The 25,132-nt window shown below is 66.8% G+C and carries 24 protein-coding genes and 1 pseudogene; 9 read left to right on the top strand and 16 right to left on the bottom strand.

All coding sequences use genetic code 11. The features are described 5' to 3' along the window. Position 1: 1 nt before the first annotated feature. From WS46_RS03270 to WS46_RS03255, 4 genes are all read right to left on the bottom strand, one after another. Positions 2-904: an ABC transporter permease gene (locus WS46_RS03270; RefSeq protein WP_059528804.1), complete on the bottom strand. Its 903-nt coding sequence runs from the start codon at positions 902-904 to the stop codon at positions 2-4. Positions 905-917: 13 nt separating this feature from the next. Then, the gene (locus WS46_RS03265; RefSeq protein ID WP_059528807.1) at positions 918-1,856 is read right to left on the bottom strand and encodes an ABC transporter permease subunit; all 939 of its coding nucleotides are present in this window, start codon (positions 1,854-1,856) and stop codon (positions 918-920) included. 11 nt (positions 1,857-1,867) lie between these two features. After that, positions 1,868-3,481 (bottom strand): peptide ABC transporter substrate-binding protein, encoded by a 1,614-nt coding sequence (locus WS46_RS03260; protein WP_059689277.1) that lies wholly within the window; start codon positions 3,479-3,481, stop codon positions 1,868-1,870. A 177-nt stretch (positions 3,482-3,658) separates the two neighbouring features. Next, on the bottom strand, positions 3,659-4,240 hold the full coding sequence (locus WS46_RS03255; protein ID WP_059448921.1) for a cupin domain-containing protein: 582 nt from the start codon (positions 4,238-4,240) through the stop codon (positions 3,659-3,661). A gap of 498 nt (positions 4,241-4,738) precedes the next feature. On the opposite strand from WS46_RS03255, the gene WS46_RS03250 reads away from it, so the two are divergent. Continuing rightward, positions 4,739-6,262: a peptide MFS transporter gene (locus WS46_RS03250; RefSeq protein ID WP_059528813.1), complete on the top strand. Its 1,524-nt coding sequence runs from the start codon at positions 4,739-4,741 to the stop codon at positions 6,260-6,262. Between the two features lie 120 nt (positions 6,263-6,382). Then, positions 6,383-6,589 carry a hypothetical protein gene (locus WS46_RS03245; RefSeq protein WP_059528816.1) on the top strand — a complete coding sequence of 69 codons (207 nt, stop codon included), beginning with the start codon at positions 6,383-6,385 and terminating at the stop codon, positions 6,587-6,589. A 71-nt stretch (positions 6,590-6,660) separates the two neighbouring features. Here the strand turns inward: WS46_RS03245 and WS46_RS03240 are convergent, their stop codons facing one another. The 3 genes from WS46_RS03240 to WS46_RS03230 form a co-directional block, all read right to left on the bottom strand. Then, on the bottom strand, positions 6,661-7,785 hold the full coding sequence (locus tag WS46_RS03240; RefSeq protein ID WP_059689276.1) for an OpgC domain-containing protein: 1,125 nt from the start codon (positions 7,783-7,785) through the stop codon (positions 6,661-6,663). A gap of 387 nt (positions 7,786-8,172) precedes the next feature. Next, a complete protein-coding gene (rarD, locus tag WS46_RS03235) occupies positions 8,173-9,072 on the bottom strand; it encodes an EamA family transporter RarD (protein WP_059689275.1) in 900 nt (299 codons plus the stop codon). A 12-nt stretch (positions 9,073-9,084) separates the two neighbouring features. Then, entirely contained in the window at positions 9,085-9,381 is a 297-nt protein-coding gene (locus WS46_RS03230; RefSeq protein WP_059528826.1) for an acylphosphatase, read from the bottom strand. 204 nt (positions 9,382-9,585) lie between these two features. Between WS46_RS03230 and hpnA the strand changes: the two genes are divergently transcribed. Further along, positions 9,586-10,593: a hopanoid-associated sugar epimerase gene (gene hpnA / locus WS46_RS03225; RefSeq protein ID WP_059528829.1), complete on the top strand. Its 1,008-nt coding sequence runs from the start codon at positions 9,586-9,588 to the stop codon at positions 10,591-10,593. 108 nt (positions 10,594-10,701) lie between these two features. Continuing rightward, positions 10,702-12,111, top strand: a complete 1,410-nt coding sequence (locus tag WS46_RS03220) for a hypothetical protein (RefSeq protein WP_059689274.1) — start codon at positions 10,702-10,704, stop codon at positions 12,109-12,111. Between the two features lie 108 nt (positions 12,112-12,219). Here WS46_RS03220 and WS46_RS03215 read toward each other — a convergent pair whose 3' ends face one another. Then, entirely contained in the window at positions 12,220-13,407 is a 1,188-nt protein-coding gene (locus tag WS46_RS03215) for a glycosyltransferase (RefSeq protein WP_059689273.1), read from the bottom strand. 418 nt (positions 13,408-13,825) lie between these two features. Between WS46_RS03215 and ispH the strand changes: the two genes are divergently transcribed. Continuing rightward, positions 13,826-14,767 carry a 4-hydroxy-3-methylbut-2-enyl diphosphate reductase gene (gene ispH, locus WS46_RS03210; RefSeq protein WP_059528838.1) on the top strand — a complete coding sequence of 314 codons (942 nt, stop codon included), beginning with the start codon at positions 13,826-13,828 and terminating at the stop codon, positions 14,765-14,767. 12 nt (positions 14,768-14,779) lie between these two features. Further along, positions 14,780-15,940 (top strand): adenosyl-hopene transferase HpnH, encoded by a 1,161-nt coding sequence (gene hpnH / locus WS46_RS03205; protein WP_059528840.1) that lies wholly within the window; start codon positions 14,780-14,782, stop codon positions 15,938-15,940. Between the two features lie 150 nt (positions 15,941-16,090). Here the strand turns inward: hpnH and WS46_RS03200 are convergent, their stop codons facing one another. The 3 genes from WS46_RS03200 to WS46_RS03185 all read right to left on the bottom strand — a co-directional run bounded on the left by WS46_RS03200 (position 16,091) and on the right by WS46_RS03185 (position 17,595). Beyond that, positions 16,091-16,351: a hypothetical protein gene (locus WS46_RS03200; protein WP_059689272.1), complete on the bottom strand. Its 261-nt coding sequence runs from the start codon at positions 16,349-16,351 to the stop codon at positions 16,091-16,093. Positions 16,352-16,511: 160 nt separating this feature from the next. After that, positions 16,512-16,991 (bottom strand): hypothetical protein, encoded by a 480-nt coding sequence (locus WS46_RS03195; RefSeq protein WP_059689271.1) that lies wholly within the window; start codon positions 16,989-16,991, stop codon positions 16,512-16,514. Between the two features lie 226 nt (positions 16,992-17,217). Continuing rightward, positions 17,218-17,595, bottom strand: a complete 378-nt coding sequence (locus WS46_RS03185) for a hypothetical protein (RefSeq protein WP_059529118.1) — start codon at positions 17,593-17,595, stop codon at positions 17,218-17,220. Between the two features lie 495 nt (positions 17,596-18,090). Here WS46_RS03185 and WS46_RS03180 point away from each other — a divergent pair, with 495 nt between their 5' ends. Together WS46_RS03180 and WS46_RS03175 are read left to right on the top strand one after the other, a co-directional pair. Continuing rightward, positions 18,091-18,444, top strand: a complete 354-nt coding sequence (locus tag WS46_RS03180; protein ID WP_059528852.1) for a DOPA 4,5-dioxygenase family protein — start codon at positions 18,091-18,093, stop codon at positions 18,442-18,444. A 118-nt stretch (positions 18,445-18,562) separates the two neighbouring features. Beyond that, the gene (locus WS46_RS03175; protein ID WP_059689269.1) at positions 18,563-18,994 is read left to right on the top strand and encodes a nuclear transport factor 2 family protein; all 432 of its coding nucleotides are present in this window, start codon (positions 18,563-18,565) and stop codon (positions 18,992-18,994) included. Positions 18,995-19,027: 33 nt separating this feature from the next. On the opposite strand, the gene WS46_RS03170 is transcribed toward WS46_RS03175, so the two are convergent. From WS46_RS03170 to cblR, 5 genes are all read right to left on the bottom strand, one after another. Then, positions 19,028-19,648, bottom strand: a complete 621-nt coding sequence (locus WS46_RS03170; RefSeq protein ID WP_059689268.1) for a hemolysin III family protein — start codon at positions 19,646-19,648, stop codon at positions 19,028-19,030. 215 nt (positions 19,649-19,863) lie between these two features. Continuing rightward, on the bottom strand, positions 19,864-20,070 hold the full coding sequence (locus WS46_RS03165; RefSeq protein WP_027781714.1) for a YbdD/YjiX family protein: 207 nt from the start codon (positions 20,068-20,070) through the stop codon (positions 19,864-19,866). A 12-nt stretch (positions 20,071-20,082) separates the two neighbouring features. Further along, complete coding sequence (locus tag WS46_RS03160) at positions 20,083-22,161, bottom strand: carbon starvation CstA family protein (protein ID WP_059528858.1); 2,079 nt, start codon at positions 22,159-22,161, stop codon at positions 20,083-20,085. Between the two features lie 282 nt (positions 22,162-22,443). Next, positions 22,444-22,872: a PRC-barrel domain-containing protein gene (locus tag WS46_RS03155; protein ID WP_059528861.1), complete on the bottom strand. Its 429-nt coding sequence runs from the start codon at positions 22,870-22,872 to the stop codon at positions 22,444-22,446. Positions 22,873-23,154: 282 nt separating this feature from the next. Beyond that, positions 23,155-23,862 (bottom strand): cable pilus system response regulator transcription factor CblR, encoded by a 708-nt coding sequence (cblR, locus tag WS46_RS03150; protein WP_059689267.1) that lies wholly within the window; start codon positions 23,860-23,862, stop codon positions 23,155-23,157. A 784-nt stretch (positions 23,863-24,646) separates the two neighbouring features. Between cblR and WS46_RS36710 the strand changes: the two are divergent. Further along, positions 24,647-25,117: pseudogene (locus WS46_RS36710) on the top strand (ATP-binding protein); the annotation flags it as partial. Between the last annotated feature and the right edge of the window lie 15 nt (positions 25,118-25,132).

The following is a 25,132-nucleotide window of genomic DNA, read 5'->3' as shown; positions in this document are numbered from 1 at the left end:
TTCAGCGATCCTTCGGGTCGAGCGCGTCACGCAGGCCGTCGCCAACGAAGTTCACGCAATAGAGCGTCACGCACAGCATGACGGCCGGCGCCAGCAGCAGCCACGGCATCGATTCCAGTTTCTGCGCGCCGTCCTGGATCAGCACGCCCCAGCTCGTCATCGGCTCCTGCACGCCGAGGCCGAGGAACGACAGCACCGATTCGGTCAGCACGATGTTCGGCACCGACACCGTCGCGTACACGACGACCACGCCGAGCAGGTTCGGCACGACGTGGCGCACCACGATCGACGCCGGCGACACGCCGATCGCGCGCGCCGCGTCGACGAACTCGCGATTGCGCAGCGACAGCGTCTGGCCGCGCACGACGCGCGCCATGTCGATCCACGAGAACGCGCTGATGGTCAGCACGACCAGCATGAACGAGCGGCCGAACAGGGTCATCATCAGGATCGCGATCAGCAGATACGGGATCGCGTACATCATGTCGACGACGCGCATCATCGCGGAGTCGACACGGCCGCCCGCGAAGCCGGCGGTCGCGCCCCACGCGACGCCGAACAGGCCGGACACCAGCGTGCCGAGCAGGCCGACCTCGATCGACACGCGGCCGCCGATCAGCGTGCGCACGAGCAGGTCGCGGCCGAGTTCGTCGGTGCCGAACCAGTGCTGGTTCGCGAGCGTCGGCGGCAGGCTGATCGCGCCCCAGTCGCTCGCGGCGGGATCGGCCGCGAGCAGCCACGGGCCGACGAAACACGCGAGCGTGATGAGCGCGAGCAGCACGAGACTGAATACGGCCGCGCGGTTGTGAAGAAAGCGCGCGAACGCGAGCGCGAGCGGCGAGCGCGAACGCGGCGGCGAGTCGGTCTGCACGGGCAGACTGACGACGGGAGTGGTCGGAGTCATCGCAGTGCCTCGCTCAATAACGGATGCGCGGATCGAGCCACGCGTACGCGAGGTCGACCAGCAGGTTGAACAGCACCGCACAGACGGTCGTCAGCACGACGAGGCCGAGCACCAGCGTGTAGTCGCGGTTGATCGCGCCGTTCACGACGAGCTGCCCGAGCCCCGGCAGCGCGAACACCGATTCGGTGACGACGGCCGCCGTGATCGACGTGATGCAGACCGTGCCGAACAGCGACACGACCGGCATCAGCGCGGGCTTGAGCGCATGGCGCAGCACGATCGTCGAGCCCGGCAGGCCCTTCGCGCGCGCGGTGCGGATGTAGTTGCTCGACAGCGTCTCGATCATCGAGCCGCGCATCACGCGTGCGAGGAGCGACACGTTGATGAAGGTCAGCAGCACGATCGGCAGCAGCCGGTACTGCCAGCCGCCGTCGCCCCAGCCGCCGGCCGGCAGCCAGCCGTTGCCGGCCGACGTCTTGAGCAGGATCGCGAAGATCCACACCAGCACCGGGCCGAGCACGAACGGCGGCACGACGTTGCCGAAGTTGCCGATCAGCATCACGAAGCGATCGATCAGGCTGTCGCGGCGCACGGCCGCGACGGTACCCAGCAGCACGCCGAACACGATCGAGATCGGGATCGACACACCGCCCACGCCGAGACTCACGGGCAGCGCCTTCTTCACGAGATCGTTCACCGACCAGTCGACGTAACGGAACGACGGGCCGAGATCGCCTTGCAGCAGCGAACCGAGATACAGCAGGTACTGCTTCCACAGCGGCTCGTCGAGGTGGTACTTCGCGTTCAGGTTCGCGAGCGTCGCCGCGGACAGCTGCTTCTCCGTATCGAACGGACCGCCGGGCGTGAAGTGCAGCAGCAGGTAGCAGACGGTGATGACGGCGAGAATCGTCGGCACCGCCCACAACGTGCGTCTCAATGCGTAGGCCAGCATGATCGCTCCGCTCAGTGCTTGATCAGGTACATGTCCTGCGAAGCACGCATGTCGATCACGTTCTTCAGGGAGTAGCCGCCCACGTAGGGCTTCACGAGACGGTCTGCCGAGTACTGGAACAGCGGCACCATCGGCGTGTCGTTCATCGCCGTGTCGTGCGCCTGCGTGAGCAGCGCGGCGCGCGCCTTGTCGTCGAGCTTCTGGTTGCCGTCGTCGACGAACGTGTCGACCTGCTTGTTGCAGTAGCCGACGGTGTTCTGCGAGCTGCCGCAGCGGATCAGGTCGAAGAAGGTCATCGCGTCGTTGTAGTCGGCGAACCAGCCGTCGCGCGCGATCTGCACCTTGCCGTCATGCCGCTCCTTCATCAGCACCTTGAACTCGACGTTCTCGAGCTTCGTGTTGATGCCGAGCTTCGTGCGCCATTCCGATGCGGTGAACAGCGCGACCTTCTTGTGCAGGTCGTTGGTGTTGTACGTGAGCGTGAACGACAGCGGCTTCGCGTCCGAGTAGCCGGCCTGCTTCAGCAGGTCCTTCGCGGTCGAGATACGCTTGGCCATCGGCCACGACGCCCATTCCGGCGTGAACGGCTGCACGCCCTTCGTGCCGTTCGGCATCAGGCCGTACATCGGCTTCTCGCCGGCCTGCGTGAGCTTCGACGTCAGCACGTCGCGATCGATCACCATCGACAGCGCCTGGCGCACGCGCTTGTCCTTGAGCGCCGCGTCGCTGTTGTTCAGGTAGTAGTAATAGGTCGCGAGCTGCAGGCCCGGACGCAGTTCGCCGCCGAACTGCTTGCTGACCTGCTGGAAGATGCCCGACGGGATCGAGTAGCTGTAGTCGATCTGGCCGGCCTGGTACATGCGCATCGCCGTTTCGTCGCTTTCGATCGGCAGGTACGTGACCTTGTTGATCACGACCTTCGGCGCGTTCCAGTACTTCGCGTCCTTCGAGATCACGATGCGGTTGTTCGGCTGCCAGTCGACGAGCTGGTACGCACCGTTGCTGACGATGTTGCCCGGTCGCGTCCATGCGTCGCCGAACTTCGCGACGGTGTCCTTGTTCACCGGCGCGAGCGGCACCATCGCGGTCAGTTCGGGGAAGAACGCGACGGGCACGTCGGTCGTCACTTCCAGCGTGTACGGGTCGACCGCGCGCACGCCGAGCGTCGTCGGCGCGGCCTTGCCGGCGATGATGTCCTTCGAGTTCTTCACGAACTCGACGAGGATCGTGTACTTCGAGCCCGTCTTCGGATCGACGAGGCGCTGCCACGCATAGACGAAATCGGCGGCCGTCACCGGCTGGCCGTTGCTCCACTTCGCATCGTGGCGCAGCTTGAAGATCCACGTTTGCGGTGTCTTGCGCTCCCACGACTGCGCGACGCCCGGCACGACCTGGCCGGCTGCATCGATGCGGGCGAGCCCTTCGAACAGGTCGAGGCCGATCGTGTTGCCGGTCCACGACTCGATGTGCGCCGGGTCGAGCGACTCGACTTCGGCGGGCACCTGGCGCGTCAGGTCCTGTTGAGGAGCGAGCGCGACGTTCGACGGAACGGTCACGGCGTGAGCGGCGGGCGTCGTCAGGGCGAGCGCGGCCAGCACGGCCGACATGGCATGCAAGGATTTCATCGTGGCGGTCTTGAGAAGGTTGTTCGGTGAGCGATGCGCGGCGAATGCCGCGGTTACGCGTGAGACGCTGACGGGTTCAGCGATTGAGGAGGCCCGTGATTCTCGTATTGCATCTTAGTATTCCTTACGTTTCTTTCGACAGGCATTCCGTCTCGGAAACGAAGGAATACCTGTGCGTTAGAACAGCCGCGGTGTACCGACCCAGACCACCACCGACTCGATCTTCGCGGTGTTGACCCAGCTGTGCGGGACCGTCGACTGATAGTGCGAACTGTCGCCGGCCTGCAGGACGAACGTCTTGCCTTCCAGCGTCAGCGACACTTCCCCTTCAATCACATACAGGAACTCCTCTCCTGCATGTGTCGTCACTTCAGACCGCTTCTGTCCCGGCGGCATCCGCACGAGGATCGCCTCGAGCTGACGCCCTTCGGTCACGTTGGTCAGCCTCGCGAACAGGTTCGCCGAATCGGCGAATCCGAAGAAGCGCAACTGATCGCCTCTGCAGACCGAGCGTTCCTCGCTCGGCGTATCCACGAAGTACTGCACCGTCACGCCGAGCGCCTGTGCGATACCGGCCAGCGACGTCAGCGACGGCGACGCGAGCCCGCGTTCGACTTGAGACAGAAACGGCTTCGAAATCCCCGCGGCGGTAGCGGTGTCGTCGAGCGTGCGCTTGAGTCGTTGGCGCAACGCGCGGATCTTGCTGCCCAGTGCTGCGGCAGCGTCTGCCGACTGCGAGTTTTCAGTGGGGGGAACCATAGCAGGCCGAAAAGTGGTCGTCAAAAAATGTTTGATGGAAAGTAACTAAGTTAGATCGATTTGGCTTAGTCTTCGGTTTCGCACACGTCTTCGGTGTTGAGCCCGGTGCACTAAACAGGGCACGAAGCGAGCGAAACGACGCGCTATCTTGCCAGACTCGCCCGCTTCACAGGCAAGCTGCAAGCGGCTCTCCGGGAATTTGCGGAGAACGGGCGCGAAGCTTACAAATAGATGATGAGACAAATGTTCCTGAAAGCTGCTGCCATATCGGGAGTTTCCCTGAGTGGCGCGGACCTGACGCACCGGACCGGCAAACGTTACCATTCGCGCGCCGGTCGGGGCCTTGCACCGCCTTGCCTGGCGGCGTCCGACCCCGGCCCGGGCTAACCGCCCGACTGCTCCATCGCCGACGCAAAGCCTACCCGGCCACAGTGCTCCGGCGCCAGTTCGACCCCCAAGGCGACGCGCGATCCGCGCCGTCCGTTTCAAACGAGATTGATGATGCACGCACCTGTTTCACAGACCCGATCGTTTACGACGGTCTTCCTTATCGAAATGTGGGAGCGCTTCGGCTACTACGGCATGGCCGCGCTCCTGGTCCTCTTCATGGTCGACCGGCTCGGTTTCACCGACAGCCATGCGAACCTGACCTGGGGCGCGTTCACCGCGCTCGTCTACGCGTCGCCGTCGATCGGCGGCTGGATCGGCGACAAGGTGCTCGGCGCCCGTCGCACGATGATCATCGGCGCGGCCGTGCTGTGCGCCGGCTACCTGATGCTGGCGGTGCCGAACGACGCGCTGGCATACATGTATGCGTCGCTCGGCGTGATCGTCGTCGGCAACGGCCTGTTCAAGGCCAACGCGGCGAACCTCGTGCGCCGCATCTACGAAGGCGACGATGCGCGCATCGACAGCGCGTTCACGATCTACTACATGGCGGTCAACATCGGCTCGACCGTGTCGATGCTCGCGACGCCGTGGATCAAGGATCACTGGGGCTGGCACACCGCGTTCGCGGTCTGCTGCGCCGGCATGCTGCTCGCGATCCTGAACTTCATGCTGATGCACCGCACGCTCGCGCACATCGGCTCGCAGCCCGACGACGAACCGATCCGCTGGAAGCGCCTCGGCGGCGTGGCGGCAGGCGGCGTCGCGCTCGCGCTGATCACGCTGTACGTGCTGCAGCACAAGCAGCTCGCGGTCGCGAGCGTGTGGACGGCCGCATTCGCGATCCTCGCGATCTTCGCGTACATGATCGCGAAGTCGGAGCGCTCGGAGCGCGCGGGCCTGATCGCGGCGCTCGTGCTGATCGGCCAGGTGATCCTGTTCTTCATCTTCTACGTGCAGATGTCGACGTCGCTGACGCTGTTCGCGCTGCGCAACGTCGATCCGCGCTTCATGCTGTTCGGCACGACGCTGTTCACGTGGAGCGCCGCGCAGTTCCAGGCGCTGAACCCGATCTGGATCATGATGCTGAGCCCGGTGCTCGTGTGGGTCTACAACGCGGTCGCGAAGAGCGGCCGTGACCTCCCGGTCGCGGCGAAGTATGCACTCGGCTTCGGCGCGGTGGCGGCCGGCTACCTGGTGTTCACGATCAGCGGCCGCTACGCGGTGGACGGTCGCGTGTCGTCGTGGTTCATGGTGTGGGGCTACGGTCTCTACTCGCTCGGCGAACTGCTGGTGAGCGGTCTCGGCCTCGCGATGATCGCCCGCTACGTGCCGGCGCGCATGAGCGGCTTCATGATGGGCGCGTATTTCGTCGCGACGGGTGTGTCGCAGTATCTGGGCAGCGTCGTCGCGAACTTCGCGCAGATGCCGTCGCACGACCTGCCGGCCACCGAATCGCTGCCGCTCTACCTGTCGCTGTTCGAGAAGCTCGGCTGGCTCGCCGCGATCGGCATGCTGCTCGCACTGCTGCTGCTGCCGATGATGAACCGCCTGTCGCGTCAGCATCAGCGCTGCGCGGAAGAGCGCCGCGAGGAAGAAGCCGTTCAGGCGCAGGCGATGGCCTCGGCGCAGTAAGTACTATCCCTCGGCGTGCGGCCTGCACGCCACATTCTCCCGCCAGCGCGGCCAGCACGTCCTACACTGGTTGCAACGGCGCATCCGCTCCGTCGCGATGCGCACTGGCGGGAGAAGATCATGAAAAGCAAAACGACTCGGCTCTTGAGGATACTGTCGGATATCCGGCACGCGCAGCGCTGTACCGCGTTGCGCGCCGCCCGGGCCGCGGCCGAAGCCGACGCGGTGCTCGCGGAGCAGGACGACCCGAAGTCCGACGAACGCGACGACGCCGAATCCGACGACGCGACCGCCGTCCCCCGCTCCCGCATCGGCTCACCTCACTGACCGCACCGACGCCGCGCGGCACCCCACGTGCCGCCTCCGTGCTTCCGCGTTGTCGATGGCTTCCGCGCCGCTCATGCGGTCGCGCCGCGCCAGCGCGCGAACCACGTTCCCGAACCCGCCACGGCCATCATCAGCCCGACCGCGCATGCGTCGGCCGCGAAGCCCACGCCGATGTGCCGCAGCTCGGCGCCGTTCGCGACCGGATGCAGCAGCGAATCGATGACGAGCGAGATCGCCGCGCCCGCGACGAAGCAGATCAGGCCGCGCCGGCCGACCGCGACGACGGGCTGAACGGCCTGCGCGATGCGCGCGATCCAGCCGCGGCGCACGCAATCGGCCATCAGCCATGCGATCGCCGCGAAGCTCACGATGCGCGGCAGCGCGAGATCGCGCTTGAGCACGCCTTCCGGAACCGGCAGCCCCGAGAACAGCTTGTAGCTCGCGCAACCGAGCACGATCGCGCACGCGACACCGGTCGCCGCGGCGCTCCAGCGCCCGAGCGCGACGTGCCGGTAGAACGGCTGGCAGCGCGCGAGCACGCCGGCGACGAACATCAGTTGCCATGCAAACGGGTTGAAGCTCCAGCGAAACCCGTCGGTGTCCAGCAGTTCGGGGCCGAGCCAGCCGGCCGCGAGCCACGACGCCGCGCTCGACGCGACGAGCAGCCACGGTTGGCGGCGCGCGAACGGCACGATCACCGGCGACGCGAGCGCGAACAGCACGTACATCGGCAGCACCGACGCGAGATACGGCTGGCGCTGGAACGTGAGCAGCTCGGCCGCGCCCGTGAGCGGCGACGCGAGCATCACGCTGACGTCGTCGAGCGCGAGGTTCGGCGCGTCGATCCCGTAATGGTCGAGCACGGCGGACACGACGAGCATCAGCGTCGACGTCGCGAGAAACGCGCGATAGATCTGCATCGCGCGGTGCACGAACCGCCGCTGCGCGGCGCGCGCGCCGTGCCGGTCGGCGATCGCGCCGTACGCGCTCGCGGTCGCGAAGCCGCCGAGGAACACGAACACCTCGGCCGCGTCGCACAGCGCGAATGCGTGGAGCGTCACGCGCGACAGCATGCTCGCGCCGATGTGATCGACGACGATCATCAGCAGCACGATGCCGCGGAAGAAATCGACTTCGATCAGGCGGCCGCCGCGCGCCGGCGGCATCGAGACGGCGGGTGGCATGCTCAACGACATGGCCGCACCTGCGCGACGACGGCGCGGCACGCACCGGTGGAAAGTTCGGAAAAGAGAAGGCGAACGCGATCGGCGGCGATGCGCGTATGCTCGCATCGCGCCAATCCGGCCGGCCCGGCACGGAAATGACCGTTCATGGAAAAGCCGCATACGAAGAAAAGACGGTCAGGTCAGTCTAGCGGCCGGTCGGGGGATACCCTAAGTAACAAAGTGCAACGGAATCTTCTATTCGATTACAGGCGTGACGTCGACGATACGAAGCTGGCAAGGCCGCCAGCCGGGCGTCGGCACGATGCCAGTTCGACGCCGGCATCGCGAGATTCGACGCAACGCACGCGCGATGCGCGGCACGTTCGCTGCCGCCGTCGCGCCGCCGCGCGAAGACGCTCAGCCGCGCATCGGCAAGCGCCGCATCAGCATCGCGCTGTGCCACGCGGTCAGCGCGACGGCGGCCCAGATCGGCCCGTACGTCGCGAGCTGCGCCACGCTCAGCGTCTCGCCGAGCAGCAGCAGCGACACCGCGACGAGCAGCACCGGCTCGACGTAGCCGAGGATCCCGAACAGCGCCATCGGCAGCATCCGGCTCGCCTTCAGGTAGCTCGCGAGCGCGAGCGTGCTGAGCACGCCGAGCCCCGGCAGCAGCATGGCCCAGAGCAGCGGATGGCTGGCGACCGGCGTCGCGCTTGCCGACACCATCGCGAGCGCGACCGGACACAGCAGCGCGATCTCGAGCGCGAACGCGGCGAGCGAATCGGCGTTGATCCGGCGACGCAGCACGAAATACGGCGGATAGCCGAGCGCGACGACGAGCGTCGGCCACGCGAACGCGCGCGTCGCCCACACCTCGTGCGCGACGCCGAGCGCCGCGCACGCGACCGCCGCCCACTGCAGCGGATCGAGGCGTTCGTGATAGTAGAAGCGGCCGACGAGCACCATCGTCAGCGGCAGCAGGAAATAGCCGAGCGACACTTCGAGCATGCGCCCGTGCAGCGGCGCCCACAGGAACAGCCACAGCTGCAGGCCGAGCAGCGCCGCGCTCGCCGGCAGCGCGATCAGCAGGCGCCAGTCGCGCACGCCGCGCCGCACGAGGTCGACGAGCGCCGGCCAGCGCCCGCGCAGCGCGATCAGCGCGAGCGCGCCCGGCGCGGTCCACAGGATGCGCCACGCGAAGATGTCGAGCCCGGTGAGCGGCGCGAGCAGTTTCGCGTAGGCGGACATCAGCGCGAACAGCGTCGACGCCATCACCGACAGCGCGATGCCGCGACCGGCCTCCGGATACCCCGTCATGTTGTTTTCGCCTTACTGCTGCTGGAAGCGCTCGAAGCGCTTTTCGACCTGACGCTCCTCGAACGTCACCTCGGTCACGTGCGCGGACGGCGGCCCGTGCCGCAGCCAGGCGAGCATCCGGTCGATCTGCGCGCCGGGGCCCTGGATCATCGCCTCGACACTGCCGTCCTCGAGATTCGCGACCCAGCCGCGCAGCTTCAGCGCATGCGCCTCGCGCACCGTTGCGTGACGGAAGCCGACGCCCTGCACGACGCCGCGCACCCGCACGTAGTAGGTCTCGATCCGTTCGTCCAGTTCATTGCGGCTCATCGCGTCGCCCTCCCGTAGCATTCAAGCCCGGCATTGTAGTCGCGTCGGCGGCTTCGCACACGCGCCCGGCAAGCGGGCCGCACGCGGCCGCCGACGCCCGCCGCGGCCGCCGCGCGGCGCTCGCGTCGCCGGGCGCGCCGACCACGTACAATCTCGCCGACGCACAACCGCCGCGCCGCCCGCGCGCGGCCCCGAAGGAAACGCATGACTGATACCTCCCGCGATCTCGTTCTCGTCACCGGCGCGTCCGGTTTCGTCGGCTCGGCCGTCGCACGCATCGCGCAGCAGAAAGGCTATGCGGTGCGCGTGCTGGTGCGCCCGACCAGCCCGCGCACGAACGTCGCGGATCTCGACGCCGAAATCGTCACCGGCGACATGCGCGACGAGACGTCGATGCGCGCCGCGCTGCGCGGCGTGCGCTATCTGCTGCACGTGGCGGCCGACTACCGGCTGTGGGCGCCGGATCCGGACGAGATCGAGCGCGCGAACCTCGAAGGCGCGGTCGCGACGATGCGCGCCGCGCGTGCCGAAGGCGTCGAGCGGATCGTCTACACGAGCAGCGTCGCGACGCTGAAGGTCACGAGCGCCGGCGATCCGTCCGACGAGAACCGGCCGCTGACCGCCGAGCAGGCGATCGGCGTGTACAAGCGCAGCAAGGTGCTGGCCGAGCGCGCGGTCGAGCGGATGATCGCCGACGAAGGGCTGCCGGCCGTGATCGTCAACCCGTCGACGCCGATCGGCCCGCGCGACGTGAAGCCGACGCCGACCGGCCGCATCATCGTCGAAGCCGCGCTCGGCAAGATTCCCGCGTTCGTCGATACCGGCCTGAACCTCGTGCACGTCGACGACGTCGCGCACGGCCACTTCCTCGCGCTCGAGCGCGGCCGCATCGGCGAGCGCTACATCCTCGGCGGCGAGAACCTGCCGCTGCAGCAGATGCTGGCCGACATCGCGCAGATGACGAACCGCAAGGCGCCGACGATCGCGCTGCCGCGCTGGCCGCTCTATCCGCTCGCGGTCGGTGCGGAGGCCGTCGCGAAGTTCACGAAGAAGGAGCCGTTCGTGACCGTCGACGGCTTGCGGATGTCGAAGAACAAGATGTATTTCACGTCCGCGAAGGCCGAGCGCGAGCTCGGCTACCGCGCGCGTCCGTATCGGGAAGGACTGCGCGACGCGCTGGACTGGTTCGGCTCGGCGGGCTATCTGAAGTAACACAAAGCGGCGTGCGTCACGCCGCTTTGCGCACTTTGTTACACGTCGCTGACGGACCGGCACCGGCGCAGCGGTTAAAATCGCGGGTCTTACGCAGAGAAGACACGCATGAACCTGAACGAACAGATCGATTCGCTCAACGCGGGCGTCGATCGGCTCCTCCACGATCACCACGCCGCGCAGCAGGCGGCACGCAGCGCGGAAGCGTTCGCGCGCGCCGCCGCGGCTGAAGCCCAGGCCGCCGCCGCCCGTCACGCCGCCGCCGAGACCGAAGCCCAGGCCGCCGCGCAGCGCCACACGGCCGCAGCCGCCGACGCCGAAGCCGCGCAGCAGCGCCACGCGGACGCCACCGCCGCGGCCGAAGCCGCCGCCCAACGCCACATCGAAGCCACCGCCCAGGCCGAGGCCGCCGTCCAGCGGCACGCCGAGGCGACCGCGCTGACCGAAGCGCTCGCCCAGCGTCACGCGGATGCCGAAGCCGCGTCGCAGCGTCATGCGGCCGCGATCGCCGAAGCCGAGGCCGCCGCGCAGCGTCATCACGCCGCCGCGACCGAAGCGGATGCAGCCGCGCAGCGTCATGCGGCGGCCGCCACGGAAGCCGAAGCCGCCGCGAAGCGCCATGCCGAAGCAACCGCCGAGGCCGAGGCCGCGACGCAGCGTCACGCGGCCGCGATCGCCGAGGCGGAGGCACTCGCGCAGCGTCACACGCAGGCGATCGCCGAAGCGGAAGCCGCCGCGCAGCGCCATGTCGAGGCAACCGCCGAAGCCCAAGCCGTCACGCAGCGCCACACCGAAGCGATCGCGCAAGCCGACGCGGCCGCGCAACGCCACGCGGCGGCGACTGCCGAAGCCGAGGCCGTCGCGCAGCGCCACACCGAAGCGATCGCGCAGGCCGAAGCGGCCGCCGAGCGTCACGCGAAGGCGATCGCCGACGCGGAAGCGCTGGTCGAAGCCGTCGTGACGGACGCCGCGACGAACGCGGCGGCTGTGGCAGCCGCGCCGGCCGTCGCGGCCGAAGTCGTCGAACCGGTTGTCGAGTCCGCGGTCGAGCCGGTGGCACACGCAGCCGTGGCGGCGACCGCCGACGAAGTCGCGGCAGCGCCCGCCGATGCCGGCATCGCCGTCGTCGCGCCGGCCGCCGACACCGCAATCGAAGTCGCCCCCGCTGCCGAAACAGCGGACGCCGCCGCCGACAAGCCGACGCTGCACGTCGCCCGCCCGTCGCAGAACGAACTGACGCTGACCGTCAACGGCCAGTCGATCACGCTGCACCCGGAGCAGCTCGGCCAGTTGATCGAGGAACTCGCGCATGCGCGCGCGTCGATGCAGCCGGAACCGCCGCCGGGCATCCCGGCCGGCTGGCGCTTCGTGACGACGAAGAACCCGATGATGGCCGTGCAGAAGCAGTCCAACGGCGACCGCCTGCTGGTCGCGCGCCACACCGGCTACGGCTGGGTGCCGTTCACGTTCTCGCCGGACGTCGTGATCCAGATGTACATGATGCTGACGCAACGGTAAGCACGTGCGGCGGCGCCGCCGCATATGACAAAGCCCGATCGATTCACAATCGATCGGGCTTTTTGCTTTCCGGAATCCGGAGGAACGACCGGCATCCGCCGGCGTCCGTCAGCGCTCCACCGGCGCCTGCACGCGCGCCTTCCACTGGCCGCCCTTGCCGCGCCAGTAGCGCCACGCGGACGCGAACGTCGCGCCGACGTAGAACAGCGCGACGAGCGGCAGCGCCGGCGCCCACAGCGGCGAGCGGCGGTAGTAGCGCAGCATCGGCGCATATGCGGTGCACATCGACGCCCATGCGAGCCACGCCGGCCAGGCGCGCGCGCCGTACGCGAGCGCGGCCACGGGCGGCACGAGGTAGATGATCGTCATTCCGAGCAGCGTGCCGGCGAGCAGCAGCGGCGAATAGTGGAGCTGCGTGAATGCGGTGCGCGCGATCATGTTCCAGATGTCGCGCCAGCTGTCGTACGGCCGCAGCGACACGCTGCGGTCGGCCAGATCGAGCCGGATCGGATGCCGGCCGCTGCCGCGATGCTTGATCTGCGCGGCAAGACTGCAGTCGTCGATCAGCGCGCCGCGGATCGACTCGATGCCGCCCGCCTCCTCGAGCGCGCTGCGCTTGACCAGCATGCAGCCGCCCGCGGCGCCGGCCGTCCTGTTGCGCGGATTGTTGATCCACGCGAACGGATAGAGCTTCGCGAAGAAGAACACGAATGCCGGGATCAGCGCCTTTTCCCAGAACGAATCGCAACGCAGCCGCACCATCAGCGACACCAGATCGCGCTGTTCGGCCTGCGCGCGCGTGACGAGCTGGGCGACGGCGTCCGGCGGATGGCCGATGTCGGCATCGGTCAGCAGCAGATAGTCGGCCGGCAGTCCGAGCGTGCGCACCGCGGCGATGCCCTGCGACTGCGCCCACACCTTGCCCGACCACCCCGCCGGCAGCGGCTTCGCGGCCAGCACCGTCAGGCGGTCGGCGCGGTTGATCGCGAGCGCGGCGGCGCGGGCCGCATCGGCGGTGCCGTCGTCGCTGTGGTCGTCGACGATGATCAGATGAAAGTCGCCCGGATAATCCTGCTCGAGCAGCGACGTCGCCGCCCGGGCGATCACGTCGACCTCGTTGCGCGCCGGCACGACCGCGACCACGGCCGGCCAGCCGGCCTCGGCCGCGGCGCCGCGTGCCTCGGGCGGCAGCGCCCGCGCGGGGCGCGCGCGCCAGAAGCCGCCGCGCGCGACGAGCAGCACGATCCAGATCAGCAGCGACAGGCCGGATACCAGGAAGGTAATCGCCAGCATCATCGGCACGCCTCCTGCCGGATGCCGGCGTGAGCGGCGCCGGATCGTCCGGTCATAATCGGGGTCGGAGTGAAAACACCCATGACCGCATCGGCGGCAGGGCAATACGCGTAAGAATCGACGGTCATCGAATGGCCTTGAAATGAGCGCGACGCCGGGCAGCCGGACAGGTTGCCCGCGAAACCGCGCAGTTTACCGGGTTCCGCGCGCGCGAGCGCCGACGCGGCTCTGCGGCGGATGCAACACGGCCGATACGGCACCAGAGCAAGGACGGCGCGATAGGGTTAAAATGCGCGATTAATTCGGGGTTCCGGGGCCTGGCCTGGCCGGTTCGTTTCCTGCCTTCATAACATCAAGCCGGGGCGAGCGAGCAGTGCCAGCTCCTCGAACCCCGGCGTCTGTCGTCGGAGTTCGCTCACTTATGCGAGTCATCCTTGCCCAGCCCCGCGGCTTCTGTGCGGGGGTTGTCCGTGCGATCGAGATCGTCGATCGCGCGCTGCAACAGCACGGCGCGCCGGTCTATGTGCGTCATGAGATCGTGCATAACCGGCATGTCGTCGAAAATCTGCGTAATAAAGGGGCACGATTCGTTGAGGAGCTCGACGAGGTGCCGCATGGCGCCGTGGCGATCTTCAGCGCGCACGGTGTCGCCCAGACGGTCGAACGCGACGCCGAAACGCGCGGGCTCGACGTGCTGGACGCAACCTGCCCGCTCGTCACGAAAGTGCACGTGCAGGGCCGCCAATACGTCGCGGCGGGCCGCCGGCTGATCCTGATCGGCCATGCGGGCCATCCGGAAGTCGAGGGCACGATCGGCCAGATTCCGGCCGAGGTGATCCTCGTGCAGAGCGAGGCAGAAGTCGATACGCTGACGCTGCCGGTCGACGCGCCGGTCGCGTACGTCACGCAGACGACGCTGTCGGTCGACGACACACGCGGCATCATCGAAGCGCTGCAGCGCCGGTTCACCGACATCGTCGGCCCGGACACGCGCGACATCTGCTACGCGACGCAGAACCGCCAGGCCGCCGTGCGCGAGCTGAGCGGCCAGGTCGACGTGCTGCTGGTCGTCGGTGCGACGAACAGCTCGAACTCGAACCGCCTGCGCGAGATCGGCACCGAAAGCGGCGTGCCGAGCTATCTCGTCGCCGACGGCTCGGAAGTGAAGCCCGAATGGTTCGCGGGCGTGCAGACGGTCGGCCTGACCGCCGGCGCGTCGGCACCCGAGGAAATGGTTGAGGATGTAATCGGCGCGCTGCGCGCGCTGGGGCCCGTCGATGTCACGACGATGGCGGGCCGTGAGGAAAAAGTCGAATTCAAGTTGCCGGCGAAGCTTACGCAAGCTGTCGCCCGCGAAGTTTAAGGAGGACAACTCTTGTCTATTCCGCTGCTCCAGCAAGTCCGCGTCGGCGCATACATCATGCGCCAACACCTGTCCGGCAACAAACGCTATCCGCTCGCGCTGATGCTCGAGCCGCTGTTCCGCTGCAACCTCGCCTGTAACGGCTGCGGCAAGATCGACTATCCGGACCCGATCCTGAACCAGCGCCTGTCCGTCGAGGAATGCCTGGAAGCCGTCGACGAGTGCGGCGCGCCCATCGTGTCGATCGCCGGCGGCGAGCCGCTGCTCCACAAGGAGATGCCGGAGATCGTCAAGGGCATCATGAAGCGCAAGAAATTCGTGTACCTGTGCACGAACGCGCTCCTGATGGAAAAGAAGATGGACGACTACCAGCCGAATCCGTACTTCGTCTGGTCGGTCCACCTCGACGGCGACAAGGACATGCACGACCATTCCGTGTCGCAGGAAGGCGTGTACGACAAGGCGGTCGCGGCCATCAAGGAAGCGAAGCGCCGCGGCTTCCGCGTGAACATCAACTGCACGCTGTTCAACGATGCGATCCCCGAGCGCGTCGCGAAGTTCTTCGACACGCTGGGGCCGATCGGCGTCGACGGCATCACCGTGTCGCCGGGCTATGCGTACGAGCGCGCGCCGGATCAGCAGCACTTCCTGAACCGCGACAAGACGAAGAACCTGTTCCGCGAGATCCTGAAGCGCGGCGAAGGCGGCAAGCGCTGGTCGTTCAGCCAGTCGTCGCTGTTCCTCGACTTCCTGGCCGGCAACCAGACGTACAAGTGCACGCCGTGGGGCAACCCGGCGCGTACCGTGTTCGGCTGGCAGAAGCCGTGCTATCTGGTCGGCGAAGGCTACGTGAAGACCTTCAAGGAACTGATGGAAGACACGAACTGGGACAACTACGGCGTCGGCAACTACGAGAAGTGCGCGGACTGCATGGTCCACTGCGGCTTCGAAGCCACCGCCGTGATGGACACGATCGCGCATCCGCTGAAGGCGTTTGCCGTGAGCCGGAAGGGTATCAAGACGGAAGGCGCATTCGCGCCGGACATCTCGATCGCGAAGCAGCGCCCGGCCGAGTATGTGTTCTCGCGCCACGTCGAGATCAAGCTCGAGGAAATCCAGCGCGCCGGCAAGGGCAAGCTGCAGAAGCCGGCGAAGCCGGCAACGGCGGCTTAAGCGCGTATCGCCACGCGGAGGTTCGCGCCTCCGCGTCGGCCCGCATCGAAGAAGCGCCACGGAGTTCGCTCCGTGGCGCTTTTGTTTTGGTGAGCATCGTCGTAAGACCGCGTGCATTCGCGCACGCGTGAGCATGCGAATGCCCGCACGCTAGTGTCTCGACTCCGCCGCCGCGATCAGCTGCCATGCGGTCGGCCCGCGATCGAGCAGCGGGTCGGACGGCGGATCGAAATCGTGACGATGCGCGTCGTCGGACGGCAGCGCCTGCGACTTCGCGATGCCGATCTCGTCGCCGCATATGGTGCATCGATAGATGCCCGCAACCGGCGTCTCGCTGCCCGGCGGCAGGTTCTCGTTGAATGCGCGGCCGCTTCCGCACGTGAAGTAGCCACCGATCCTGTATAGCGCCATCGCGCCTCCTGACTGAAACGAATGCATTCGCGGCGACACGCACGATCGCCGCGAACGCGAGGATGGATGGTCATCGACCGAACCCGTTGGCGGCGAGCGTCAGCCCCGGGGAACGGAACGCGCATGAAACGCGGCCAGGGCTCGGTCGCGTTGCCACCGCTCAATGCAGAACGGCCGCTTCCCGCATCCGGGCCGCCGCCTGCGCGACCAGCCCCGGCTGCTCGCTCGACGCGAACGCGCACACGTGGCGCCACAGCTCGGCGAGCCGGTGCCGCGTGAGCGTCGCGACGCACGCGTCGTTCGCCGCGAGCACACGTTCGAGCGCCGCGCACTCGTCGTCGTGCAGCGTCCATGCGCCGCTTTGCGCGGCGCGCGCCATGCTCGCGTCGAGCACGCGCTCCGCGTCGACGCACAGGTCGACGTTCGCATCCGGGGATACCGCGTCGTCGAGCGCGAGGAACACCAGATAGACGCTCGTGCGCAGCCGCATCAGCAACGCTTCGCTGCCGTGCTCGCCGCGCAGCGCGACGAGCGCCATGTGGCATTTCAGCGAGATGTCGCGCACATGCGCGGGCGGCAGCGGCAGCAGCCACTCGCGCGTCAACGGCGGGTGGCGACGGCCTTTTCGGGCGGCCTTCATGATCCGCCCTCGCCTGCCGCGACGTCGTCCACGTCGAATGCCGGCCACGCGGTGCGGCACGCGCGGGCGCCGCGCCGTGCATCGCGACCGCCGTTCGCGCGGCGCCGCGCGCCGCCGTACACGTCGTCCCGTCGCCGCGTCGCACACGCCTGGGGCAGCCGGCGGATCGCGGATGCGCGCAACACGTCGGGGAGTCGGTCAAGGCATGCCATGCTCTGCTCCCGCATCAGAACGTGTTCTCGCCCTTCAGGTAGTACGCGGTCTTCACGAAGAACGCCTTCACCGGATGGCCGCTCTGCGCCGCGCTGGCCGCGCGCGCTTCCATCGCGGCCTTCTCCTCGCGCGAGCGGTCGGGCACCGGGTACCTCACGCGTTCGAGCGCACGCTGCATCGCGAGCGGATAGTTCTGGTTGCCGGCTGTCGTCGCACGATAGCCGGCGCGCGTCATCTGCCTCAATTGCACATCGGTTTCGGCACGCGCCGCCGACCAGGTCAACGGCGCGACGTTCGACTGCCTCTCGGTATCGACGGACTGCGCGAAGCTCGCGGCGGGCAGCACGGCAAGCGCGCCGGACAGGACAGCAAGGGAAACAACGGATCGCATCATGGCCTCCAGATGGTTGTTTCCGCATCGATCGTCGTCGTCGATGCGGTGCAATCATCGTATGTCGCGTGACCACGCGCTTGAATAGCCGATTCCGCAATTGATATTTTCGGCATCGACGGACGGGGTGCGATCCATGCGATTCGCCAATGCTGCCCGAGCGGAATTTCTTTATTTCATTCAATTACCTGATCGCGTTTTTGCAGACGAATCGACGTGCCGTGTGAATCGCTTTTGCGTTTTTTGAAATGACGTATTGCCGATGCGATTTCGGCCAAAGCCCTGGCCGGCGCGGCTTTCGGCGCGATGCCGCACGCGCCGGCACAGGCGGGAAACGATTCGACAAATGCGCTCGTTTTCCTGACATACGACAAAACCTCCGCGCCGATTTACCGCTCCGCGAGAAGACGTGTGCGACACGGACGCGCGATAATCACGCATCGCGCCGTCAATCACGGCGCTTATCCGTTCCCTATTCTTTTCCCGAGTTCCGCCATGGCTGCCATCGACACCTCCGCCATCGACAATTGGCACGCACACGTCTACTTCGACGCCGCGAGCCGCGACGCAGCCTGGGCGTTCCGCCTCGTCGTCGAAGAACGATTCGGCGCGATCATCGAGCTCGGCCGCTTTCACGAGCGCCTCGTCGGCCCGCATCCGGCCTGGTCGTACCAGATCGCGTTCGACGCCGCGCGCTTCGACACCATCGTGCCGTGGCTCATCCTGAATCACGGCGCGCTCGACATCTTCCTGCATCCGAATACCGGCGACGATCTGCGCGACCATCGCGACAGCGCGGTGTGGATCGGCAAGTCGCATGACCTGAATCTCGGCGCGCTCGCGGGCTGACGAGCCGCACGCGGTCGCGTTCGACATACGCGGCATCCACGTTTCGGCCCGAGCTGAAACGTCCGGCGGCGCGGCGTCGATACAGTGGTTCCGTTACCCACGTTTGCCGGAACCCGCCATGACACAAGCCGACACCGATGCGCAACGCATCCATCAAGACTGGCACGCCGCCGTCGTCGCGCGCGACCTCGACGCGCTGATGTCGCTGTACGCGGACGACGCGATACTCGAAACGCCGCTGATCGTCGTCGCGCTGCCCGATCACGGCTCGGGCGTGCTGCACGGCAAGGCCGCGATCGGCGCGTTTTTCGCGGCGGGCCTGCGCAATCCGGGAAACAAGCTCGGACGCTGGTATCGAACCGGGCTGTTCTTTTCGAACGGCCGGCAACTCACGTGGGAATATCCGCGCGAAACGCCGGAAGGCGATCAGGTCGATCTCGTCGAAATGATGGATCTGCGCGACGGGCTGATCACGCATCACCGCGTCTACTGGGGGTGGGTCGGGTTCATGGCGCTGCGCGGCGCGGCACAGGCGGCCGGGCACGCATGACGCGCGCCGTGCCGCCCGCGTTCACGCTCACGCTCACGCGACATACATCGCGACGCTGACGAACTGGCACAAGCTGCCGGCCAGCACGAAAAGATGCCAGATACCGTGCCCGTGGCGGATGCGCTCGTCGTTGATGAAGAAGTAGATCCCCGCGCTGTAGATGACGCCGCCGGCCACGAGCCATACGGCACCCACCGGCGGCAGCGCATGAATCAGCGGGCGGATCGCGACGAGCGCGAGCCAGCCCATCAGCACGTACAGCACCATCGACACGATGCGCGTGCGCCGACCGAGCGTGAGTTCCTGCGCGATCCCGAACGCGGCGAGCCCCCAGCTCACGCCGAACAGCGACCAGCCCCACGGGCCGCGCAGCGTGACGAGCGTAAACGGCGTGTAGCTGCCCGCGATCAGCAGATAGATGGCCGAATGGTCGCACTTCTGCAGGATCGCCTTCAGGCGCGGGTTGCGCACGCTGTGATACGCCGTCGAGATTCCGTAGAGCAGGATCAGCATCGCACCGTACACGCTGAAGCTCACGATCTTGTAAGGATCGCGGTCGAGCGCGCCCATCGTCACCAGCGCGACCAACCCTGCCACCGACAGCACCGCGCCGACGAGATGGGAAATGCTGTTGAAACGCTCACCGACATGCACGACGGGTTCTCCTGCGCGGATTCTTCGGGGTAAGAGGATGCCTCATATGATACCGACGCCCGGACTTTGCCGCGCTGGACGAAGTCAAACGCCGCAGTGACGGGCGCCTCGCGCGCACCGCACCGGCCCGCCAAATAAAAAGCGCCGCGAATGTCTTCGCGGCGCTTCTCCGTCCATCACCGGACCGCCTCACCGGCCGGCTGCGCCGGCCCGGTTCAGCAACACTTCCCTGCCCCCGACCCGTACCGCGCATTCTGACGCTCGCGGAAGAATTCCTCGTACGTCATCGGCTCGCGGTCCGGATGGGTTTCGCGCATGTGCGCGACATAGGTGTCGTAGTCGGGCAGGCCGACCATCAGCCGCAACGCCTGCCCGAGGTAACGCCCCGCACTGCGCAGGTCGCTGCCGAGATCGGTGAACATCGCGGCCTCCCGTTATCGTCCGCTGCCGAGCGCCTGCGCGGCCGGCATCGCTTCGTACGGCGTCTCGCGCACGGTCGGCTTCGACTCGCGACGCGCGCGCAGCACGGCGAGCAGACCGTACCCCGCGATCGCCACGACGACGAAGATGAACAGGCCGGCCAGCGCCGCATCGATGTAGTCGTTGAAGATGATCCGCTTCATCTGCGCGATCGACTTGGCCGGCGCGAGCACCTTGCCTTCGTCCACCGCGGCCTGCAGCTTCGCCGCGTGCGCGAGGAAGCTGACCTTCGGATTCGAATCGAAGATCTTCTGCCAGCCGGCCGTCAGCGTGCAGATCAGCAGCCATGCGGTCGGCACGATCGTCACCCATGCGTAGCGCTCGCGCTTCATCTTGAACAGCACGACGGTGCCGAGCACCAGTGCGATCGCGGCGAGCATCTGGTTCGAGATGCCGAACAGCGGCCACAGCGTGTTGATGCCGCCGAGCGGATCGACCACGCCCTGATACAGGAAATAGCCCCACGCGGCCACGCACAGCGCGGTGGCGACAAGGTTCGCCGGCAGCGACTCGGTGCGCTTGAGCGCCGGGTGGAACGTGCCGAGCAGGTCCTGCAGCATGAAGCGGCCCGCGCGCGTGCCGGCATCGACGGCCGTCAGGATGAACAGCGCCTCGAACAGGATCGCGAAGTGATACCAGAACGCCATCATCGCTTCGCCGCCGATCACCTGGTGCAGGATGTGCGCCATGCCGACGGCCAGCGTCGGTGCGCCGCCCGCGCGCGCGATGATCGTCGTTTCGCCGACGGCCTTCGCGGTCTGCGTGAGCATGTCGGGCGTCAGCACGAAGCCCCATTGCGTAACCGTGTTCGCGACGGCTTCAGGCGTCGAGCCGAGCACGGCCGCCGGCGCGTTCATCGCGAAGTAGATGCCCGGCTCGATCACGCATGCGGCGACCAGCGCCATGATCGCGACGAACGATTCCATCAGCATCGCGCCGTAACCGATGAAGCGCGCATTGGTTTCGTTGTCGATCAGCTTCGGCGTCGTGCCCGACGAGATCAGCGCGTGGAAGCCCGACACCGCGCCGCATGCGATCGTGATGAACAGGAACGGGAACAGGTTGCCCGACCACACCGGGCCCGTGCCGTCGACGAACTTCGTCAGCGCGGGCATCTTCAGTTCCGGCGCGACGACCAGAATGCCGATCGCGAGGCCGAGGATCGTGCCGATCTTCAGGAACGTGGACAGGTAATCGCGCGGCGCAAGCAGCAGCCACACCGGCAGCACCGATGCGACGAAGCCGTAGCCGATCAGGATCCACGTCAGCTGCGTGCCGCTGAAGGTGAACCATGCGGCGAGCGCCGGCGAATCGTGCACGGTCTGGCCGAACGCGATCGAGGCCATCAGCAGCACGAAGCCGATGATCGACACTTCGCCGATGCGGCCCGGACGGATGTAGCGCGTGTAGACGCCCATGAACAGCGCGATCGGAATCGTCGCGGCGACGGTGAACGTGCCCCACGGCGAATTCGTCAGCGCCTTCACGACGATCAGCGCGAGCACCGCGAGGATGATCACCATGATCAGGAATGCGCCGAACAGCGCGATCACGCCGGGCACCGTGCCGAGCTCCATCTTGACGAGGTCGCCGAGCGAACGGCCGTCGCGGCGCGTCGAGATGAACAGCACGATGAAGTCCTGCACCGCGCCCGCGAACACGACGCCGGCCAGGATCCACAGCATGCCCGGCGTGTAGCCCATCTGCGCGGCGAGCACGGGCCCGACGAGCGGCCCGGCGCCGGCGATCGCGGCGAAGTGATGGCCGAACAGCACGTACTTGTTGGTCGGCACGTAGTCGAGGCCGTCGTTGTGCCGGACGGCCGGCGTCATCCGCAGCCCGTCGAGCTGCATGACCTTGCTGGCGATGAAACGGCTGTAGAAGCGATATGCGATCAGATATACGCAGACTGCGGCGATCACGATCCAGAGCGCGCTGACGCGTTCGCCGTGCGCAAGTGCGATCGTCCCGAACGCGAACGCGCCGAGCAGCGCGACCGCGATCCAGAGCAGGGTACTGGAAGCCCGATTCATGGCGTCTCCTGGTCTCCAATGTGGTTTTGAGTGGATCCGGCGAGGCGCCGGACCCGCGTGACGTCGATGCGTCGTGCCGCGTCTCGCGGAAGACATGGCGGTGGGCCGTAGTATTCCGCGCGACGGGGGAGGCTTACAAGCGCACAACTACGTATGCGAGGCTACGTAGAATTACGTAGCCGAGGGGCGAAAGCTCGGGTTGCGGCCGCGATCGGCCGACGCGCGGCCGGACACGCCCCGCGGTTGGCCATGCCCGGCGCATTGCGCGCCGGGTCGGTTGCATCAGTGCTTGTCGTCGAGCTTCTTCGGCTTCGGCGGCGACGGCACCTTCGCGTACTGGAACGCGGGCGTTGCCTTCAGCGCGTCCTTCGTCGCGCCCGGCAGATAGATGTTGCCGTTGCGCACGTCGAGCGACGCGATCGGCACCGCGACGTCATGCGCCGCGACGCCCAGGAAACCGCCGGCCGACACGATCGCGGCCGAGACCGAGCCGTCAGGCGCGACGATCAGGTCGCGCACCGTGCCGACTTTCTGGTTCTGGTCGTTGTACACGGCCTTGCCGAGCACGCTCTTCTTCACGCTCCAGCCTTCGAGCAGCGCCTGCGATTGCTCGACGGTGACGCTGAGTGGCTGGGCGCCCGCGATCTGCGCATGCACGTTGAGGCTCGATACGAGAACGGCGGCTGCGACGATTGTCTTGGTGAAAGCCATGCTGATTGCACTCCGGTTAGGTTGTTGTTGGTGCCGGGAGCGAAGCGGCGCGGGTGCGGTGGCGAATCGGTGAGCACCCCGCGCTTCGTCGATGCAGCAGCGGCCGGCCGCGCCGCCGCTGCGTGTGCGCGCAACGGGCCCGGACGGGCCCGTCGGTTAACGCAACACGGGTCATGGTAGCGCCAGTCGAGAAGTGCTGCCATGAGGCTGCATTGCACAGCGATGAACGAAGATCAATGTCGGCGTGAAAAATGCCGAGGGAGAGTCGGAATCAGACGACGCTCAATGTTTCTCGAGCAGCTTGCGGGACGCGAACAATTCGGCATCGCTACGGATGCCGAGCTTGCGATACGCCGATTGCTTTTGCGCGCTGATCGTCTTGCGGCTGCGGGAAAATTTCAATGCGATATCGGATACCGACATGCCCGCGAGATAACAGCGCAGCACCTCGTGCTCGCGCGGGCTCAGGCGCAGGTCGGCGGACGCTTCCGATTCGGCCGCCGGCGCATCGTCGCTGACCGCCGGTTTCGGCGCCGTCACACTCTGAACAGGCGTCGCGCTCGCCATCACCCTGCCTGCCAGTTCGGCACTGATATACGAACGTCCGTCTGCGACCACACGGATCGCATGCACCAGTTCGCGAAGATTTTCGCTCTTGCCGAAGAAACCGAGCGCGCCTGCGCGCATCGTCATGTTGACGGTCGCGGGCGTATCGCTGCTCGACGTCATCAGGATCTTGCAATCCGGGAAGCGCGTGCTCACCAGCTTGACGAGATTGAGGCCGTCGATCTCGTCCGGGCCCAGCGTGTAGTCGAGCAGCACGACATCCGCGTGATTCGACTCGAGCCAACTGATCAGATCGCGCGACCTCGCAAAGCTCGCCGCCACTTCGATGCCGGTCCTCTCCGTCAGATAACTCGCGATCCCGTGCTGGACGACGGCATGGTCGTCCAGGATCACGACGCGGATCGGTTGGAGCTCTGGTCTCATTACTACCCCTTTTCATTCTGGCGATACGGCCCATCAACGGTTGGCCGCTTCTTGCCATGGCAAACCGGAACGGATGATCCGGATTAGCTTACCGGCTTTCTGGATAATTTTTAACCCCGCCAGCTAAACAGCCGAGGTGCGAGCAGTCATGGCGGACGCCATGCAGTCCGATTCGGCATCCGCGGCAGCGACAGCATGGGAAACGGCCCGCGCGCCCCGTCTCCGCCACCTGAACGGCATATGTCGCCGGCGCCGGCGCGGCACGCAACGAATCGCCGACGCAGGCGCTCGCGTCATCGAAAGGCACGGTTGATGTCGTTGCTCCCGTCTGCACCGCGTTGCGTCGACGCAACAGACCCTTTGTGATGACGACCTCGCTCCGAGTATTTCTCACGCTACCACTGCAGCGCCTGATACAGGTCATCACACGTGCGCGGTTCACGCCTGAGGCGAAGGCGTGGATCACCGCGCATCTGGGCGTGCGCACCTGTGCCGACACGCATTGGCGTCCGTTCGAATTGCGCAAATCAGCTGACTGCGCTTCGAGTATGTCGACAACGTAACATGGGCCAATTCGTACCACGCTCTCATGTCGGGGAAGATCGACATGGCGGCGGACGCGTCAAGAAGCGGCGCCATTGTCAGCCTGCCGTGGTTCGTCGGCACGATGGTCGTCGTCGCAACGGCGCCCTTGAATCTCTTCGTCGATCTTGAGACTCCGCCAGGCAAGCAGATCGCGATCAACGGTAGCGGCAGGCTCGAATAAGCGATCCGGCATGCCGGCATGCCCGTGATCCTGCTGATTTGCGGCGACGAACGCGGCGGTTGCTTCGGAATCGCCGCTGACGTTGCTCGACGACGTCCTGGAATATTCGCGTCTCGAGTCTCGAAACGTGACGCTCGCATTCGCGCCGACGTCCGGCCGCGCATGGGCGGAGCGCAGCGCCGACATGATGCGCTGGCGCGTCGACGAGAAAAATCTCAACCTGAAACTCGAACTCGCGTGCCCGCCGCGCTGTGCGTGCCGATCGGTCCGGTGCGCACGCGGCAGATCGTGCTGAACCTGCTTGCCAACGCGATCAAGTTCACGTCGGCCGGCTCGATTGCGCTGCGCGTCGTTTATCTCGACGGCAAACCGCGCCATGCCAGCTCGCGCGCGATCGGAGTCCGCGACACCGGCATCGGCATTCCGCCCGATCGCCAGCGTCGCATTTTCGCTCGGCACCAGCGCGTCGAGCAGCCGGGCAGCCGCCGCGTGAACGGCAGTGGA

It is taken from the genome of Burkholderia sp. RF4-BP95 (assembly GCF_001521985.1).
GTDB classification, from domain to species: domain Bacteria; phylum Pseudomonadota; class Gammaproteobacteria; order Burkholderiales; family Burkholderiaceae; genus Burkholderia; species Burkholderia diffusa.
Note: the sequence above shows the minus strand (reverse complement) of the source record. Positions and strands in the feature narration are given on the sequence as shown.

What these genes read in the sequence shown, in the direction of transcription:
- WS46_RS03260 (WP_059689277.1), bottom strand. Translation starts at nt 3,481, where the DNA reads ATGAAATCCTTGCATGCCATGTCGGCCGTGCTGGCCGCGCTCGCCCTG.
- WS46_RS03220 (WP_059689274.1), top strand. Translation starts at nt 10,702, where the DNA reads ATGAACCTGAACGAACAGATCGATTCGCTCAACGCGGGCGTCGATCGG.
- WS46_RS03265 (WP_059528807.1), bottom strand. Translation starts at nt 1,856, where the DNA reads ATGCTGGCCTACGCATTGAGACGCACGTTGTGGGCGGTGCCGACGATT.
- cblR (WP_059689267.1), bottom strand. Translation starts at nt 23,862, where the DNA reads ATGAGACCAGAGCTCCAACCGATCCGCGTCGTGATCCTGGACGACCAT.
- WS46_RS03165 (WP_027781714.1), bottom strand. Translation starts at nt 20,070, where the DNA reads ATGTTCACCGATCTCGGCAGCGACCTGCGCAGTGCGGGGCGTTACCTC.
- WS46_RS03250 (WP_059528813.1), top strand. Translation starts at nt 4,739, where the DNA reads ATGATGCACGCACCTGTTTCACAGACCCGATCGTTTACGACGGTCTTC.
- WS46_RS03270 (WP_059528804.1), bottom strand. Translation starts at nt 904, where the DNA reads ATGACTCCGACCACTCCCGTCGTCAGTCTGCCCGTGCAGACCGACTCG.
- WS46_RS03215 (WP_059689273.1), bottom strand. Translation starts at nt 13,407, where the DNA reads ATGATGCTGGCGATTACCTTCCTGGTATCCGGCCTGTCGCTGCTGATC.
- WS46_RS03195 (WP_059689271.1), bottom strand. Translation starts at nt 16,991, where the DNA reads ATGAAGGCCGCCCGAAAAGGCCGTCGCCACCCGCCGTTGACGCGCGAG.
- WS46_RS03200 (WP_059689272.1), bottom strand. Translation starts at nt 16,351, where the DNA reads ATGGCGCTATACAGGATCGGTGGCTACTTCACGTGCGGAAGCGGCCGC.
- rarD (WP_059689275.1), bottom strand. Translation starts at nt 9,072, where the DNA reads ATGACGGGGTATCCGGAGGCCGGTCGCGGCATCGCGCTGTCGGTGATG.
- WS46_RS03240 (WP_059689276.1), bottom strand. Translation starts at nt 7,785, where the DNA reads ATGTCGTTGAGCATGCCACCCGCCGTCTCGATGCCGCCGGCGCGCGGC.
- WS46_RS03175 (WP_059689269.1), top strand. Translation starts at nt 18,563, where the DNA reads ATGACACAAGCCGACACCGATGCGCAACGCATCCATCAAGACTGGCAC.
- WS46_RS03155 (WP_059528861.1), bottom strand. Translation starts at nt 22,872, where the DNA reads ATGGCTTTCACCAAGACAATCGTCGCAGCCGCCGTTCTCGTATCGAGC.
- WS46_RS03180 (WP_059528852.1), top strand. Translation starts at nt 18,091, where the DNA reads ATGGCTGCCATCGACACCTCCGCCATCGACAATTGGCACGCACACGTC.
- ispH (WP_059528838.1), top strand. Translation starts at nt 13,826, where the DNA reads ATGCGAGTCATCCTTGCCCAGCCCCGCGGCTTCTGTGCGGGGGTTGTC.
- WS46_RS03245 (WP_059528816.1), top strand. Translation starts at nt 6,383, where the DNA reads ATGAAAAGCAAAACGACTCGGCTCTTGAGGATACTGTCGGATATCCGG.
- hpnA (WP_059528829.1), top strand. Translation starts at nt 9,586, where the DNA reads ATGACTGATACCTCCCGCGATCTCGTTCTCGTCACCGGCGCGTCCGGT.
- WS46_RS03255 (WP_059448921.1), bottom strand. Translation starts at nt 4,240, where the DNA reads ATGGTTCCCCCCACTGAAAACTCGCAGTCGGCAGACGCTGCCGCAGCA.
- WS46_RS03160 (WP_059528858.1), bottom strand. Translation starts at nt 22,161, where the DNA reads ATGAATCGGGCTTCCAGTACCCTGCTCTGGATCGCGGTCGCGCTGCTC.
- WS46_RS03230 (WP_059528826.1), bottom strand. Translation starts at nt 9,381, where the DNA reads ATGAGCCGCAATGAACTGGACGAACGGATCGAGACCTACTACGTGCGG.
- WS46_RS03185 (WP_059529118.1), bottom strand. Translation starts at nt 17,595, where the DNA reads ATGCGATCCGTTGTTTCCCTTGCTGTCCTGTCCGGCGCGCTTGCCGTG.